At 67.7% G+C, this 15,541-nt stretch carries 11 protein-coding genes and 2 pseudogenes; 8 read left to right on the top strand and 5 right to left on the bottom strand.

Translation table 11 applies throughout. The features are described 5' to 3' along the window. Window positions 1-83: 83 nt before the first annotated feature. A complete protein-coding gene (locus OHA88_RS11965; RefSeq protein WP_328625485.1) occupies window positions 84-2,042 on the top strand; it encodes an ABC transporter permease in 1,959 nt (652 codons plus the stop codon). Between the two features lies 1 nt (window position 2,043). Next, window positions 2,044-3,009 (top strand): ABC transporter substrate-binding protein, encoded by a 966-nt coding sequence (locus tag OHA88_RS11960; protein WP_328625484.1) that lies wholly within the window; start codon window positions 2,044-2,046, stop codon window positions 3,007-3,009. A gap of 287 nt (window positions 3,010-3,296) precedes the next feature. Here OHA88_RS11960 and OHA88_RS11955 read toward each other — a convergent pair. Further along, window positions 3,297-3,951: pseudogene (locus OHA88_RS11955) on the bottom strand (thiamine pyrophosphate-binding protein); the annotation flags it as partial. 307 nt (window positions 3,952-4,258) lie between these two features. On the opposite strand from OHA88_RS11955, the gene OHA88_RS11950 reads away from it, so the two are divergent. The 4 genes and pseudogenes from OHA88_RS11950 to OHA88_RS11935 form a co-directional block, all read left to right on the top strand. Next, window positions 4,259-5,440, top strand: coding sequence for an MFS transporter (locus tag OHA88_RS11950; RefSeq protein ID WP_443044369.1), 1,182 nt, complete (start codon window positions 4,259-4,261; stop codon window positions 5,438-5,440). Window positions 5,441-5,733: 293 nt separating this feature from the next. Then, entirely contained in the window at window positions 5,734-6,090 is a 357-nt protein-coding gene (locus OHA88_RS11945; protein ID WP_328625482.1) for an SsgA family sporulation/cell division regulator, read from the top strand. Further along, complete coding sequence (locus OHA88_RS11940) at window positions 6,087-6,332, top strand: hypothetical protein (protein WP_328629963.1); 246 nt, start codon at window positions 6,087-6,089, stop codon at window positions 6,330-6,332. The genes OHA88_RS11945 and OHA88_RS11940 overlap by 4 nt, the downstream gene beginning before the upstream one ends. Continuing rightward, a pseudogene (locus OHA88_RS11935) lies at window positions 6,277-6,429 on the top strand (pirin family protein); the annotation flags it as partial. The gene OHA88_RS11940 and the pseudogene OHA88_RS11935, both read left to right, overlap by 56 nt. 194 nt (window positions 6,430-6,623) lie before the next feature. Here OHA88_RS11935 and OHA88_RS11930 read toward each other — a convergent pair. Further along, window positions 6,624-8,939: a tetratricopeptide repeat protein gene (locus OHA88_RS11930; RefSeq protein WP_328625481.1), complete on the bottom strand. Its 2,316-nt coding sequence runs from the start codon at window positions 8,937-8,939 to the stop codon at window positions 6,624-6,626. A 494-nt stretch (window positions 8,940-9,433) separates the two neighbouring features. Further along, window positions 9,434-9,622 (bottom strand): transposase, encoded by a 189-nt coding sequence (locus tag OHA88_RS44615; protein WP_443044212.1) that lies wholly within the window; start codon window positions 9,620-9,622, stop codon window positions 9,434-9,436. A 299-nt stretch (window positions 9,623-9,921) separates the two neighbouring features. Here OHA88_RS44615 and OHA88_RS11925 point away from each other — a divergent pair, with 299 nt between their 5' ends. Continuing rightward, on the top strand, window positions 9,922-12,270 hold the full coding sequence (locus tag OHA88_RS11925) for a helix-turn-helix domain-containing protein (protein WP_328625480.1): 2,349 nt from the start codon (window positions 9,922-9,924) through the stop codon (window positions 12,268-12,270). A gap of 180 nt (window positions 12,271-12,450) precedes the next feature. On the opposite strand, the gene OHA88_RS11920 is transcribed toward OHA88_RS11925, so the two are convergent. Together OHA88_RS11920 and OHA88_RS11910 are read right to left on the bottom strand one after the other, a co-directional pair. Continuing rightward, window positions 12,451-13,125: a TMEM175 family protein gene (locus OHA88_RS11920; protein ID WP_328625479.1), complete on the bottom strand. Its 675-nt coding sequence runs from the start codon at window positions 13,123-13,125 to the stop codon at window positions 12,451-12,453. Between the two features lie 659 nt (window positions 13,126-13,784). Then, window positions 13,785-14,123, bottom strand: coding sequence for a hypothetical protein (locus OHA88_RS11910; RefSeq protein ID WP_328625478.1), 339 nt, complete (start codon window positions 14,121-14,123; stop codon window positions 13,785-13,787). 563 nt (window positions 14,124-14,686) lie between these two features. Here OHA88_RS11910 and OHA88_RS11905 point away from each other — a divergent pair. Beyond that, window positions 14,687-15,265 (top strand): Dps family protein, encoded by a 579-nt coding sequence (locus OHA88_RS11905; RefSeq protein ID WP_328625477.1) that lies wholly within the window; start codon window positions 14,687-14,689, stop codon window positions 15,263-15,265. The last annotated feature ends 276 nt before the right edge of the window (window positions 15,266-15,541 follow it).

Here is a 15,541-nt window from a genome sequence, read left to right as displayed (position 1 = left end):
GGCCATACGTCAGCTGACCCGTCCGCGCCGGAATGCCGGGCCGCCGCGCGGGCCTCCTGGCCCACGAGCGGGGGGTGGCCGCGATGACCGCCACTATCACCACTGCGCGCACCACCGGGCTGGACGCCTCCACGCCGGCCTCCTCCTTCGCGCGGCACCGCACCGGCGTCGTGCTGGTCGGCACCCTGGCACTGCTGATACTCGGCGCCTTCCTCATCGGCGGCGGGACATGGCCAGAGAGCCTCACCGTCGATCTGACCGGTCCGCTCGGGGACGTCAGCGACTGGATCATCGACAACCGCGACACCCACCCGCTGTTCCTCTACTTCTTCGGGCACATCAGCAACGCCGTCGTGCTGTCCGTACGCGGCGTCTACCTGGTCCTGCTCGCCGCCGGCTGGGCCGGTGTCACGGCCGCAGCCGGTCTGATCGCCTGGCGGGTCGCAGGCGTCCGGCTCGCACTCACCGCCGTCGCCGCGTTCATCCTCTGCGCACTGCTCGGCATGTGGGTGCCCACGATGCAGACCCTCGCGCTGATGGTCGTCGCCGTCCTGGCCTCCGTGATCCTCGGAGCAGTGCTCGGCCTGGCCGCCGGTCTGTCCGACCGCGTCTTCCGCTCGCTGCGCCCGGTACTCGACACCATGCAGGTCATGCCGGCCTTCGCGTATCTGCTGCCGGTCGTGCTGGTCTTCGGCATCGGTGTGCCTGCCGCCGTCCTCGCGACCGTCGTCTACGCGGCACCTCCGATGGCCCGGCTGACCGCGCTCGGACTGCGCGACGCCGACGCCGGCGTCATGGAGGCCGCGGCCTCGCTCGGCGCGACGGGACGGCAGCGGCTCCTCACCGCCCGGCTTCCGCTCGCCCGCAAGGAACTGCTGCTCGGCCTCAACCAGACGATCATGATGGCCCTGTCGATGGCCGTCATCGCCTCCGTGATCGGCGCGGGCGGCCTCGGTGACCGCGTCTACCAGGCCCTCGCCTCCGTCGACGTCGGCGCCGCGCTCGCCGCCGGCATTCCGATCGTGCTGCTCGCCGTCGTCCTCGACCGGGTCACCGCCGCGGCCGGCAACCGCATCGGCACCGCCCCGCAGGCCGGGCCCGCCTGGTCCGGCTGGGCCGTCGTGGTGGCCGGCACGGTTGTCGCCGCCGTCGTGGCACGGCTCGCCTCCAAGCCGACCTGGCCCGATGCCTGGACCGTCGGCATCGCCGAGCCGGTCAACGAGGCCGTCGGCTGGATGACCGACCACCTCTACTCCGGCGTGCCCGTCATCGGCGGCACGGCGGACTGGGCCGCCCACTTCACCACCTGGATCCTCGATCCGGTACGCGACGGGCTCCAGTGGCTGCCCTGGTGGGCACTGCTCCTGCTGGTCGCCGTACTCGCCATGGTGATCGGCACATGGCGCACCACGCTGACCGCCGTCCTCGCGATGGCCGCCATCGGCGTGCTCGGCGTCTGGGACCCGGCGCTCAACACGCTCTCCCAGGTGCTGGCCGGCGTCGCCGTCACCCTGGTGATCGGTTTCGCCGTCGGTATCGCCGCCTCCCGGAGCGAGCGGGTGGAACGCCTGCTGCGTCCGGTGCTCGACGTGTTCCAGACGATGCCGCAGTTCGTGTACCTCATCCCTGTGGTCGCTCTGTTCGGCGTCGGCCGCGCACCGGCGGTGGCCGCCGCCGTCATCTACGCGCTGCCCGCCGTCGTCCGCATCACCACGCAGGGAATGCACAGCGTCGACCCCGTCGTCATGGAGTCGTCGCGTTCGCTCGGTGCCACACGGATGCAGCAGCTGCGCAAGGTCCAGCTGCCGTTGGCCCGCCCGGCACTGCTGCTCGCCGTCAACCAGGGAGTCGTCCTCGTACTCGCCGTCGTCGTCATCGGCGGTCTCGTCGGCGGAGGTGCTCTCGGCTACGACGTCGTGTTCGGCCTCGCCCAGGGCGACCTCGCGACCGGTCTGGTCGCAGGTGCCGCGATCGTCTGCCTCGGCCTGATGCTCGACCGTGTCACACAGCCGACACAGCGCCGCACCGAAAAGGGGGCCTGACATGGCTCGTCTGCGCACACCTCTGATCGCGCTCGCCTGCGCCGCCGGTCTCGTCGCCGTTGCCGGCTGCGGGGCAGCGGACATGACGCGCCAGCCCTCTCCGTTCGCCAACGCGCAGGGCGCCAAGACCGTGACGCTCTCGGTCCAGTCATGGGTCGGCGCCCAGGCGAACACCGCCGTGGCCGAGTACCTTCTCGAACACGAGCTGGGCTACCGCGTCGACACCGTTCAGATCGACGAGGTGCCCGCCTGGGACGCCCTCAGCCAAGGCCGGGTGGACGCCATCCTGGAGGACTGGGGCCATCCGGACCAGGAGGCCCGGTACGTCAAGGACAAGAAGACGATCACGCCCGGCGGGGACCTCGGGGTCACCGGCCACATCGGCTGGTTCGTCCCCACGTACTTCGCCAAGGCGCACCCCGACGTCACCGACTGGAAGAACCTCAACAAGTACGCCGACCAGTTCCGCACCGCCGAGAGCGGCGGCAAGGGCCAGTTGCTGGACGGCTCTCCGTCGTACGTCACCAACGACAAGGCGCTCGTGCAGAACCTCGGCCTGGACTATCAGGTCGTGTTCTCGGGCTCCGAGGCGGCGCAGATCACCCAGATCAAGCAGTTCGCCAAGGAGAAGAAGCCGTTCCTCACCTACTGGTACAAGCCGCAGTGGCTGTTCGAGAAGGTACCGATGACGGAGATCGAACTGCCTCCGTACAAGGATGGTTGCGACGCCGACGCAGAGAAGGTCGAGTGCGCCTATCCGCACACGCCGCTGAAGAAGTACCTCAACGCGCGCTTCGCCGGCAACGGCGGCAAGGCGGCTCAGTTCCTCAAGAACTTCTCCTGGGGCACCGAGGAGCAGAACGAGGTGGCTCTGATGATCGCCGATCAGAAGCTCTCACCTCAGGAGGCGGCAAAGAAGTGGGTCGACAAGAACGAGTCGACGTGGCGCGCCTGGCTGCCCAAGTGATTTCCGGGCAGACCGGCAGCCTCCGCAACCGCTCGACCCGGTTGAGGGCGGACGTGCTCGCGGACGACGACCAACCGATGTGAGTCGCGGGAGGACATAGGACGGAACGGCATATGTCCTCCCACGACCGGAGGCACCTTTGAGTGTCGCGAGGCCTGCGCGGTCTCCGATCCGCGGTCCGCTTCGGGCTTGAGCCGGGGGAGTTCCCTGATCAGCGCGTCTGCGGCGGCTTTCGGTGCGGCGTCACGTCGGTCCGGACGGCTACCGCCCCTTCTAGTTGATCTACATTCGGCATGGGCGCCCTCGACGCCCCGGCCGCAGAACACCGTCACCTTCTCGGCGGCATCCACGAGTTGTATCAGCCGGGCAAGCTCCTGGTCGCCCGGACGCACGGTAGGCCGGTCCAGCGGTATCGCCAGCTCGGCCCCGCCGTCGGGGGAGCCCTGTCCGGCGATGTCGCCGGACAGGGCCACCACCGACACTCCGCGCCGACCGACCGCGTGCTGGATCGCTGTCTGCACCACCCGGGGCATCTGCCGGGGTGAGGAGATCAGTTCCGAATAGTGACTGCACTCCTCGAACAGCCGGTCTGGATGTGCCTCCTGGAAGTACCCCGTACCGATCTCGCTGCTGGGAATCTGCGCGGCCAGCGCGATGACCGGTGCCATCGACATGCGCATCGAACAGGCCGTTGATCAAGTGCAGGTTGCCTGGACCGCAGGAGCCCGCGCAGGCGGCCAATCTGCCAGTGAGCTGTGCTTCGGCGCCAGCGGCGAAGGCCGCGACCTCCTCGTGCCGGACCTGAATCCACTCGAGGGCGTCGTGCCGTCTCACTGCGTCGACAACGGGGTTCAGACTGTCGCCGACCACGCCATACATCCGGCTGACACCGGCGCGTGCCAGGAGGTCGACGTATTGCTCGGCAACGGTCTGCTTCGACATGGCACTCCTCGAGGCGATAAGTCGTGGGAACGGCAGCCAGGCTAGTAAGACGCCAAACGGCGAAATTGCACGTCAGTGCACCGTTCGGCGCCTGGCAGCGCACCGGTTGGCGTATCTCCTCGAATGAGGAAGCGCGAGGGGCGTGCCGTGCTTTAGCTTGCGTAACCGCGTCGAAGACGCTGCCGCCATCACACCGCGCTTCCACACGAGCCGATATTCCGGCTCACCGCTCAAGAAGGTGTTCATGTCTGCAAGGTCACGAATTCGGAGCCCCCGTCGGCTCGCTGCCGCAAAGACGTCTCAGGGCGTGCCGGGCTGGCTGGTCGCGCTTTTGGCTGTTGCGTCCGGCATGACCGTCGCCAACCTGTACTACGCCCAGCCCCTGCTGTCCACGCTGAGCGGCGTCTTCCACACCAGCACAGCCACGGCCGGTGCGCTGATCACGCTCACCCAGGTCGGCTACGTGATCGGCATGCTCTTCCTGGTCCCGCTCGGCGACCGCCTGGAAAAACGCAACCTTGTCACCGCCCTCCTGGCAGTCACCACCCTCGCCCTCGTGGCGGCCGGACTGGCCACCAGCTTCCCCATGCTGCTGATCGCCTCGCTGGTCAGCGGCGCCACCTCGGTCGTCGCCCAGATCCTGGTCCCCTTCGCCGCGAGCCTCGCCCCCGACCACACCCGCGGCCGCATCGTCGGCCGCGTGATGAGCGGACTGCTCACCGGCATCCTCCTCTCCCGCACACTGAGCAGCCTGATCTCCGATCTCGCCGGCTGGCGCGTCGTCTTCCTCGGCTCCGCCGCCCTCATGGCCCTGCTGGCCATCGCCCTGCGCACGGCCCTGCCACAACACGCCCCCACCACGACCCTCCCTTACCGCCACGTGCTCCGCTCCACCATCCAACTGGTGTGCACCCAGCCCGCGCTGGTACGCCGCGGTCTCTACCAAGCAGCAATGTTCGGCGCGTTCAGCGCCTTCTGGACCACCGTCTCCTTCGTCCTGACCGGCCCCGACTTCCACTACTCACAGATCGGAGTCGGCATCTTCGCACTCGTCGGCGCAGCAGGCGCCGCCATAGCCCCGCTCGCCGGGCACTGGGCCGACCGCGGCCTCATACGCCCCATGACCGGAACCGCCTTCACGGTCACCGCACTTGCCTTCGCACTCGCGGGCCTCGGCCAGCACAACATCGTCCTCATCGCCCTCGCCGCCATCCTCATCGACATGGCTGTACAGACCACCCTCATCCTCGGCCAGCACACCGTCTACCAACTCGACCCCGACGCGCGCGCACGCCTCAACAGCGCCTTCATCGCCATGTTCTTCATCGGCGGCGCAGCCGGCTCCCAACTCGGATCCATCGCCTACCGCGCCGAAGGCTGGACCGGACTCACGCTCCTGGGTGGAGTCCTCCCCCTGCTCGCCCTTCTCTACTGGACCACCGAACGCCGACAGCGTCGGGTGGCTGAGTCGACCACGGTGAACTCGTAACGCTGCCTATCCCTTGTGGCGGGTGGATCCAGCGGCGCCGACTGGAGGTATACCGAATCGATCTTTTCCAGAGCGACGCAGCAGCGTCCAGGCTTTGAGACACGAATTCGAGACTCGTTCTTTCTCGGACAACGCTCCGTGCCTTCTTCGGCAAGCTGTGCCGGTCACACCATTTTATCCTCATTCACAGAAAAATCGCTTCTATGAGCATTGTGGGGGATTGAATGAGGAAGCATCTCACCTCGGCCATGTGCGTGGTGACGGTACACGTCAGCGTCCCGGAGGAGCTTCCGGTGCCGCTGCCCGCGGAGTTGCACTACGACATGACCGACCCCTATGCAGTACGCCTTTCCCTCGGTGCACCGGAAGCGAGGCCCGTCAACTGGGTGTTCGCCCGCACACTGCTCGCAGAGGGCCTGCGCCGGCCGACCGGTGTGGGTGACGTGCTTGTCTTTCCCAGGCACGGATGCCGTCCGCACTCTATGTGCATTGTTCTAAGATCCGCCGCGGGAGCGGCGCTGGTCGAGATCGCCGATTCCGAAGTCGCCACGTTCCTGTCGAAAACCTTCATGCTGGTGCCCTCCGGGACGGAGAGTCTCCACATTGACCTCGACCGTACCGTGGTCGAGCTCACGAGCAGGGGTGAATGACGCCGCTTTGGATCAACTCGGACAACGAGGTGGCCCTGGCCGGGCCGAGCGGAGGCCACACCGTAGTACTGACCGGCGCCGACGGACTGGAGAACCCGACTTCCGTCGCCGTACGAGGCAACACGACCTACATCGCCAGTGGCGCCTACTTCACCAACAACGACCCCAACATCCTGGTCGCTCAGCCCAGTCCGGGTGGACGGAGCCGAAGTCAGAGTGTTCCTGAGGGCGTTGGCAGGTGACACCTCTCCGGTGCGGACCTTCACGCCCCTGCTCGGTGCCGAACTCATCCTTGAGCCGCGCTCGACGACCACGCTCGCCATCGACGCCGACTTCGAGCGACGAGTTCGCCGACATCACCGTCCCGGTGACCCCCGAGGTCATGCAATGGCTGGACACGAGAAGGATCTGAAGGATCCCGGTCTGTCGCCGGAGTCGATTGCCCGCGCGCACCACATATCGGTCCGCTACGCCCATCCAATGGCAGGCCACGCAGCACGGCCCTGCACGATCGTTCCCGAGGAGCTGACGCACTATCTTTCAGGAGGAGTGGTGGACGCCTCCAACTTGGCTCTCACCTGTCCCTCTTCCGGCCGTTCGACTTGCCCGAACAGGTCGGCCGCGCGATGCCACGAGGTGTGGGCTGCGTTCTGGTCGCCGACGGCGGCGTATGCGTCACCGAGCCGTTCCTGGACGACTGCCTCGGTGTACACATCACCTCCCTTCGGCAACATGTCAAGAACCCGGCGGGCGCAGCAGATCGCTTCCTCGAATTCGCCCAGCCCGTAGTGTGCGCTGGCGAGAGTGTCCCAGGCGCAGGCCTCGTGAAACGAGTCGCCGTCCTCTCGCGTCAGGCAAATGGACTCTTTGGAACGCGCGGCGGCCTCCTCGTAATTTCCGAGTTCGGTGTGCAGCATGCCAATGGCGTTCAGTTGCATAGCCTCGAAGGAACGAAGGTCGATGCTGCGGAAAAGGCGCAGCGCTTCAGAAGCGTGGTCCAGTGCTTCACCGTATCTCCCCTGTTGGTGCAGGAACCAGTTCATGTTCGAATGTGTGTGAGCCTGTTCCGCGGGATCGCCGAGTTCCGCAGCTACCTCGAAAGCACGCTTGAGGTGGCTGCTGGACGCCTCGTGCTGGTTGAGTTCAGTGAGCGCGCGAGCCAGTTTACGGAGGGTGGTGATTTCTCCGAGCAGGTCTCCGTCCTGCCGTGCGGCATCCACACCAGTGCGTTGGGATGCCACAACGTCCTGCCAGTGTCCCTGCCGATCGAGGAACATATGCATGCAGCAGGGAAGTTGCCATGCGTGGGTGAGGAACGTCGTCTGCATGGCCTCGGTGACGGCTGCCATCAGCGCGCCCCGTTCCGCGGTGAACCAGGCCAGGGCCTCGCTGTCGTTGGTGAACGTTTCTGGAAGTGCGTCAGGCTGGGGCGGAGCGAGCCGCAGGGGATTCACGTTCGAGCTCAGTACTTGATCTGCGGCATACGCGCTGTGCAGATAGTGGTCGAACATCCTGTGCTGAGCGGCACGGCGTTCGGCTGGGGAGTCGCGGATCTCGGTGAGTTCGGTGGCGAAGAGGCGCAACAGGTCGTGCAGCCCGTACCGGCCCGGTACGCGTTCCATGACAAGGTTCGCGTCGGCGAGTTCACCCAGTGCCGTGCGCGCTGTCCGAATCGTGCAGGAGGCGAGAGCGGCGGCTGTCTGCACCGCGATGTCGGGCCCCGGGTGCAGCGACAGGAGCCGGAAGACCCGTGCACTTTCGGGCGACAGGAGCCGGTAGGAACAGGCGAAGGCGGTGCGGGCGTCGGAGAAGGCGTCCAGGTTGTCCTGGGACGAGCGGAGTTCGGCGGCGACGGCCGACAGAGCGAAATCCCAGTTGTTCTGGACGCGGGCGGCCACAAGAGCCAGAGCCAGGGGAAGACGTCCGCACTGCTCGATGATGTCGTTGGCGGCCTCCGGTTCGGCGGACAGGCGCTCGGTGCCTGTCCGCAGGGCCAGCACCGCGTGGGCGTCCGTGCGGGAGGGCGGCTCCAGGCGCAGCGGGCGGGCCCCGGTGGCGATCAGGCCAGGCAGGGTGTTGCGGCTGGTGACCAGGGCCAGGGAGCCGGGTGAGGAGGGCATCAGCGGACGTACCTGCTCGGTGGCGCTCGCATTCTCCAGGAGCACGAGGACCCGGCGGCCGACCAGCAGACTGCGGAACAGACCCGCGAGTGCGTCCATGCCGGTCGGTATGCGGTGCGCTGGCAGTCCCCATGCCTCCAGCAGGCCGCTGAGCGCCTCGACGGGGGTCATGGCCGTCCTCGCAGTATCGAACCCGCGCAGGTCCACGTAGAACTGACCGTCCGGAAACCGGTCGGCCACCGTGTGGGCCCAGTGCACCGCCAACGTGGTCTTCCCCACCCCCGCCATCCCACTGAGCAGCACAGTCGTGGACGCTGCGGGCGTCACCTCGCCAGCGATGTCTCGCAGACGGCCGAGTTCGGCCTGCCTGCCGGCGAAGACCGCCAGACCGGAGGGCAGCTGGGCGGGCCGGACGAGAGTTTCCGGGACCTCCAGCCCTGTCTCCTGGCGTTCGGGCGACGCCCCGTCGGAACCGGGAGACCTCTTGCCCGGACGCGCGCCACGGGCAACCGTCAGCAGTTCGGCATGCGCCGCTTCGTCCAACTGCAGACCCTGCGCGAGCGCGGTGACCGTCCTACGATGCGGACGCAGACTACGCCCCCGCTCCATATCACCTATCGCGCGCCCCGACACACCCGACGCCTCGGCCAGCTCCTCAAGCGTCAAGCCCCGGCCCTGCCGCAGCTCACGCAACGTCCGCCCGAACCGCGTGCCGCTCCCGCCTTCCACCACACTCCTCCACCCGTACGGCGCACCATATTAGTGGATATTCACACCCCGCTGAACACTCGCTCCGGCAGGACCGCCGCTGGCATGACCGGCCCGTCGCGCCGCCCCGGGGGCCTCACCTCATGATCGCGTCCGTGGCCGCCGCCCCCTTGAGACATCGGCCCACACCGCCTCACGCCAAGATTGCGGCACTGACGAGAACTGATGCGCACAGCGGCTGTGCCTCTCGAACGACTCCCGTCACACATCGGTTGTGTGCGCACACCCCTGCACGATGCGCGGCGGCCCTCCCTGAGGTCGTTGGCCGAGTGGACCAGGGCACGCGGCGTGTCCCCCCTGGCACCGAACGCGGAATCGAACTGAAACCCCGCAGGTCAGCGGCTTATGCCGCTCGCCGTCCGTGCAGGCGTGCTGAGGATGTGCCACGGCTCGTGACACTGAACCGTGTGCCATCGCCGTGAGACAGCGAAGAACTCGCTGGTCAGGAGCACGGCTTATGCCACGAGTGGCGAGACCCTACACGCCCAATCGAGGCGTTTGACAGCGGACCCATCCGTTTCGGCTTCCGAGCTCACCGCGAGATCCCGCGCGACCTCCGTGATCGTCTTGTCGGAGGAACAGGCCAACTCAACCGCGTCCCGCTTGAACTCCTCCGAATACCGCTTCGCATACTCACTACCCACCTGGCACTACTTTCGCTGGAACCTCACGTTCCAGTCTCCAGTCTCACGGGGAAATTTCAGGGCGTCGCTACACCACGCCACAGAACGGTGACCCGGATCACCGACAGCGCCTGCGGTCTTCTGCGCGGAGGGTCGTACGCTTCCGATGGGTCGGCTTTCGGCCGTCATGGGTATGTCTGGTCCTCCCAGTACCTGTGGGGCCCGGGGCCGCGCGGTTTGGGAGGCGGAGGAGTGGTGGTGACCGGGACGACCACCGGCAGGAACCGGGACAGTAGAACCGCGGTTTCTGGAGAGCGGCTGTGAATCAGGTGGCGGGCGCCCCGGGCCGATCGTCGTTCGGTCGGTTGCTGCGGGAGTTGCGGCAGAGCCGTGGTTTGACGATGGAGGAGTTGGCGGAGGCGTCGGGTGTGTCGGCGCGCGCGATAGGTGACATGGAGCGCGGGCGGAGCCTGCGTCCGCATCGGGGAACAGTCACCGCATTGGCGCAGGGTCTGCGGTTGGACGAGGCGGCGCACGATGGACTGCTGGCCGCAGCCCGGGCGGCCCGCCCGGCCGCCAAGACTTCCCTGGCCGCCAAAGCCTCTCCTTACACGCTGCCCAAAGGTGTCGGGGACTTCGTGGGACGGCATGCGGAACTGGCCGTGCTGCGTGCTCTGGCGCAGCGTGCCGCCGAGGAGACAGAGCCTCAGGAACAGGGACGCCGTGCCGCTGCACCGCCGGTAGCGGTGGTGTTCGGTGCGCCCGGGAGCGGCAAGACGACCCTGGCGGTCCGGCTTGCCGAGGAGTTCGCTCCCTCCTTTCCAGACGGGGCGTATCTCCTGGACATGCGGGGCCTGGAGGAGCAACCGCTCCCTGCCGATGAGGCGGTGGTGCGGTTGGTGGGCGCGTGGGGCATGGGTGACCTTGAGGTGGCGCAGCTGAGTGCTGAGGAGCGTCTGGCGCGTTACCACGCGGGCATGGCCGGGCTCCGGGCAGTGCTGGTCTTGGACAATGCCGGTAGCGAGGCGCAGGTCAGGCCCCTGTTGCCGCGTGAGGGGGGTGTGCTGGTGGTGGTGACCAGTCGCCGTGCCCTGGCCGGTTTGGAGGGAGCGCAGCGCGTGGAACTCGGTCCACTTACCGAGCAGGAGTCCACCTCCTTGCTGCGTGCCGTCGTCAGCGACGGACGCGTGGACGCGGAGCCGGAAGCCGCACGCTCGGTGACCGAGTTGTGCGGGCACCTTCCTCTGGCCCTGCGCGTGGCCGCGAACTGGGCCGCAACCCGCCCGAACTGGAGCCTGCAACAGCTAGCCACCCGGCTCACCGACGAAGATCGCAGGCTGGATGCCCTCAGCTCCGGTGACCTGCGGGTCAACTCCGCCTTCTCGCTGTCCTACTCGCGTCTTGGTCCTGGTGCCGCCCGGATGTTCCGGCTGCTGTCGCTGGCGCCGGGAGGCGATTTCAGCATGCCGCTGGCCGCCGTCCTCGCGGGCGCGTCGCTGTCTGATGCCGAAGACCTGCTGGAGGAACTGCTGGAGGCGGGACTGCTGATGACCTACAGCGAGGATCGCTACCGCTTCCACGACCTGCTGCGCCTGTACGCGCGGGCCCGGCACCGCGCGGAGGACGACACGGAGCAGTCCGCGGCCGCCTCTTCCCGTCTGCGGTCCTGGCTGCTCGACACCGCCGTCGTCGCCGGCCGCTGGTACGAGCCGGGCTACGGTGCACCACCGCCGGACCCCACCCGCCTGGTCGCCCTCGACGACCCTGAGCAGGCACTGCGCTGGCTCAAAGCGGAGAGCGACAACTGGCTGGCGGCCTTCCGCACGGCCGCCGAGGGCGGCGAACACGCCCGAGTCACCGAGGTCGCGGCAGCCATGCACTGGTTCTCCGACCTCTGGGTGTCCTGGTGCCACTGGGTTGAGATCTACGAACGCGCTGCCCAGGCCGGAGCCGCACTTGGCGACGCCGTACTGGAAGCCACCCACCGCAACTACCTCGCATGGGCCTATTGGGTAGGCGGCCGCCATGACAAGGCGGCCACCGCCGCCACGTGCGCGCTGGATCTCGCCACGGGCTGCGGGGACGTCGTCCAGCAGGCCTGGGCGCACATGTACATCGGCTGGCTGCAGAACCTGGTCGATGATGACTCGCCCGCCGCCGAAAATCTTCTCCGTGCCATCGAGTTGTTCGCCCAGGCCGACGAGATCAACGGATACCTCTGGGCGGCCACCGCGAGTATCGACCTGCTGGCGAAGATCGACCGCGTGCAGGAAGCCGTCAAAACGTATCAGGAGGTCATGGACGCTCTCGCTGATCCGCGCAACCGCGACCGCATCCCGCCGAACATACGCGACACCACCACCTTGATCGCCATCTACAGCGTGTCTTCCGTCTATCTCAACCAAGGGCACTGGCAGGACGCGGTCGACGCGCTGCGTTCCATCCACGGGCAGTTCGACGCCCGCGGATTTGACCTGTACGCAGGCAAAGTCCACCTCAACCTGGCCCACGTCCTCGCGCACCTCGGTGAAGACGCCGAGGCCGCCAGCGAGTACCGCACCGTGCTCACGCTGGAAGGCCGCCTCCCCTCGGCCATGTGGGAAGAAGCCCGCGCAAGCCTTGACGCCCTTGCCGCCGGCCGGCCGTTGCTGCCAACCCGCTTTGAGTGACAGGCAACCGGCAGTTGCACGTTCGGCCCGGAAGAAGGAAAGCGACACTTCGGCCCTCGTCCATCTGATTCTCCCCACGCAGGGCGCAGCCTGGCGACATTGCCCCGTAGGCGGCGGCCGCATGCAGGCCTTGCGGCGTACAGCGCGATGTGCTTCCACCTGAAGGCAAGGAGCCGACCGTCACGCCCTCGTATCGCCGGCGGGGCCCCGCCCTGTCGGTAGCCCTTCGCTGGAAACGAAGTAGAAGGCAGGCAGAACGATGAAGACGCCCAGTGCGATCAGCGGGGAGATCAGGCCGCCCAGTACTCCGGCGACGGCGTAAGCCAGCGCTCCGGCCCAGGAGCGGAGGCGGCCATGCGGCACATAAGTGGGCTCAACTTCCGGGTCCATAAGCTCGGGGTGGCGCCCGAGGTGGTGATAGAGGACCACCCAGCTCAGACACATCACCGAAGCCAGAGACGCGTACAGGACGACCGCCACCCGCGCATCCGTGCCGGAGACGTCGGACCGCAGCGCATCGGCGACCACGCCTGTGGGGAAGGCGAGCGCCGCCGTGGTGAACAGCACGAAGAAATTGGCCGCGTGCAGGCCCCGGTCCATGCTGCGGATCCGCACGAAGGCCTGGTGATGGTTGAGCCAGATCACGGCGACATAGCTGAAGGACGCGAAGTAGCCAACGTAGGCGGGCCATTGCGACACAAGAGCGTGCGCGAGCCGGCCGGGCCGGTGCGCGGGGGCGGCCAGGCCGAGCACCAGGATGGTGACCGCGATCGCGAAGATGCCGTCGCTGAAGGCCTCGGCACGAGCCGTCTCCGAACGGGAGAACCGCCGGACCGGAAAATGGTGTGGAGACACTGCGGTTCCTCAGATCGTTGGGCCGTGGGGCCGTGGGGGCGGCGGGGTCGTTCGGGCCGGTGGGACAATGCCCGCCGGGCGGCCTTGTGGCCTTCAGCCGGGGCGAGTTCGAACCGGTACGGCGGATCAGCCGTCGCATCGGCGAACGCCCGGGCCTCAGGCTCAAGCACGTGAGCGACCAGCACATTGACCACTTCGGACATGTGTGTCCCCTCATGCATACGGAGGTTCTGCTCCGGCCGGACCGGCGACAGACGATGTCCAGGCCGGGCGAAGACAGTCACGACGGGAACGCTATGGGCGTGCGGCAGCGCCTTGTTGTCCGTCGGCGCTCAGCCTCTGGTTTGTCCGCGCCCTGTCTGTGTACGGACCATCGGCTGGCCGCCGACCGGCCGCCGGGCCGGGCGCCCTTCGTTCGGACCGAGGGCGCGTTAGGCACCTGTGGTGTGCGGCGGCTGCCGCCGCGCGACGACGCGGTGCGCGACCATTTCTGCAGTGCGGCGGCCGCCCGTGCCGGCCCCACCACCGACGTCTGGAGCTGCTGGGCCACATCGATGTGGTCGGCGGTCCAGATCATCCTGATCGCCGTGCTGGTGCCCTGCCCGCCGCCGTCGGAGAGGTCCCGGCGTATTGCGTTGATCAGTCGCTCGTCCGCCGTCTCATCTCGGGCCGGCCGCTCGGGCACCTTGCCGTATCCGGACAGTGCGCGCGCCGCCTCCTGGTACCACTTGCAGACCTGCAGCCCGGACCGGACGATATCGGCACGCGCCGTGGTGTGGTCGCCCGTCGGACGCGTCGTCGTCCTGTTCCCAGAGGTCGACGACGGCGTCCGCGGTCAGTCGCAGCACGGCGACCGTTTTCATCAGCGCCGTCGCCTCCGCCAACGCAATGTACTTGGTGCCCCGTTCGGCGAGGAAACAACGGAAGGCGTCGTCGAGCCGCCGGGCCGCCGCCGCGGCGTTACGCCGCTCGTCCTCCGGCGTGGGGGTGGTCGGCACGCGCCTGTCGGACCGGGGCATCCCGTACTTGATGGCACAGCGCAGAGGACCACCCGGCGGTCGACGGCGAAGTCACCACGCACGCAGTCGACCTCCGCGCGCAGCCGCTCCGCGAGCAAGGAGCAGGACCGCGCGTCGCGAGCCGCAGCGGCCCGCGCACGGGCGCCGGCCACAGCATGGTGATCGCGATCAGGGACGCCGCACCCGCCATCAAATATCCAGCCAGACGGTCCGGGATCGACCCCACGGGCCCGGGCAGTCTCCTTGATCGACGTCGCAGTCAGTGCCATCAGTGACGAGGGCTGTCCGAACCGAGCCACCACGTCCGCCTGCTCATTCGAACTCATCTCTCTCCGCCCGATGTCCCGCCGAGGTTGGGGCGGCAGGTCGACCGCCCGTGCCCGCCTGCGCACGAGGGCTTTCCCCAGAGCGAAGGACTGACGCGTGCGCTGGGGACAGTGCGCTGCGGGGCATCACGGCATGCGCTGCCAGACAAGCTGTCTCTCGACAGGACACCTAGCGTCACCCGGGTATACACAGCACCGCGCCCCAGGAGGCCGATTATGACCACCACTTCCCCGTCCGCGAGCGGCAGTCAGCCGTGGCTGCACCAGAAGGGTGAGGTGATCCAGGAGTTCGGCACCGTCAAGCAATTCCCGGTGGGCCTGTCCTACGAGGCCCGGATGTACTCCTGTCAGCGCCTGAACAAGGTTCTGGCAGATACGCAGATCCTCTATGGCCTCTACAAGAAGCATCACTGGCTGATGCGCGGTGCGACCTTCTACCAACTGCACCTGGTCCTGGACAAGCACGCGGGAGAACAGCTCGAACTTGTCGACACCATCGCCGAACGCGTCCAGTCACTGGGCGGCGTCGCGGTGGGAGACCCCCGGCACGTCGCCGAGATCACGTCGATTCCCCGACCTCCGGACGGTGTGGAGGAGGTGCCGGCGATGCTCTCACGGCTGCTTGAGGCTCACGAGACCATACTCGTCGAAGCTCACGACGCGGCCGCCCGGACCGTTGAACTAGGGGACGACGGCACCAACGACCTGCTCGTCTCCCAGGTGATCAGGACCGGCGAACTGCAGGCGTGGTTCGTCGCCGAGCACCTGGTCGACACGCCACTGGTCCGCACCTGACGGCTCCGCAGCGCCGTCCGGAAGGTTTACGGCCCTTGCAGCCGCGCTCGTCGAGGTATGGATGCCGGAGCGCGCCCACTGGAAGTCATCCACACCTCGGCGCCGGCCCACGTACCGTTGCCGGAGCGCTGATGACCGCCACCGTTGCGTAACGCATCGCGAAGCGGTCGCCATCGCGTCCGATGCCGACCAGCACCGCCACCAGCCGTCATCGAAGCTCGCGGGACCAACCCCGGGGTGTGCGGGGCAGCGGCGTCGGCGTACCACCCGCACCCA

The sequence above is a fragment of the Streptomyces sp. NBC_00353 genome, assembly GCF_036108815.1.
Lineage (GTDB): Bacteria > Actinomycetota > Actinomycetes > Streptomycetales > Streptomycetaceae > Streptomyces.
Note: the sequence above shows the minus strand (reverse complement) of the source record. Positions and strands in the feature narration are given on the sequence as shown.

What these genes read in the sequence shown, in the direction of transcription:
- OHA88_RS11965 (WP_328625485.1), top strand. Translation starts at nt 84, where the DNA reads ATGACCGCCACTATCACCACTGCGCGCACCACCGGGCTGGACGCCTCC.
- OHA88_RS11960 (WP_328625484.1), top strand. Translation starts at nt 2,044, where the DNA reads ATGGCTCGTCTGCGCACACCTCTGATCGCGCTCGCCTGCGCCGCCGGT.
- OHA88_RS11940 (WP_328629963.1), top strand. Translation starts at nt 6,087, where the DNA reads ATGACGCCGCTTTGGATCAACTCGGACAACGAGGTGGCCCTGGCCGGG.
- OHA88_RS11905 (WP_328625477.1), top strand. Translation starts at nt 14,687, where the DNA reads ATGACCACCACTTCCCCGTCCGCGAGCGGCAGTCAGCCGTGGCTGCAC.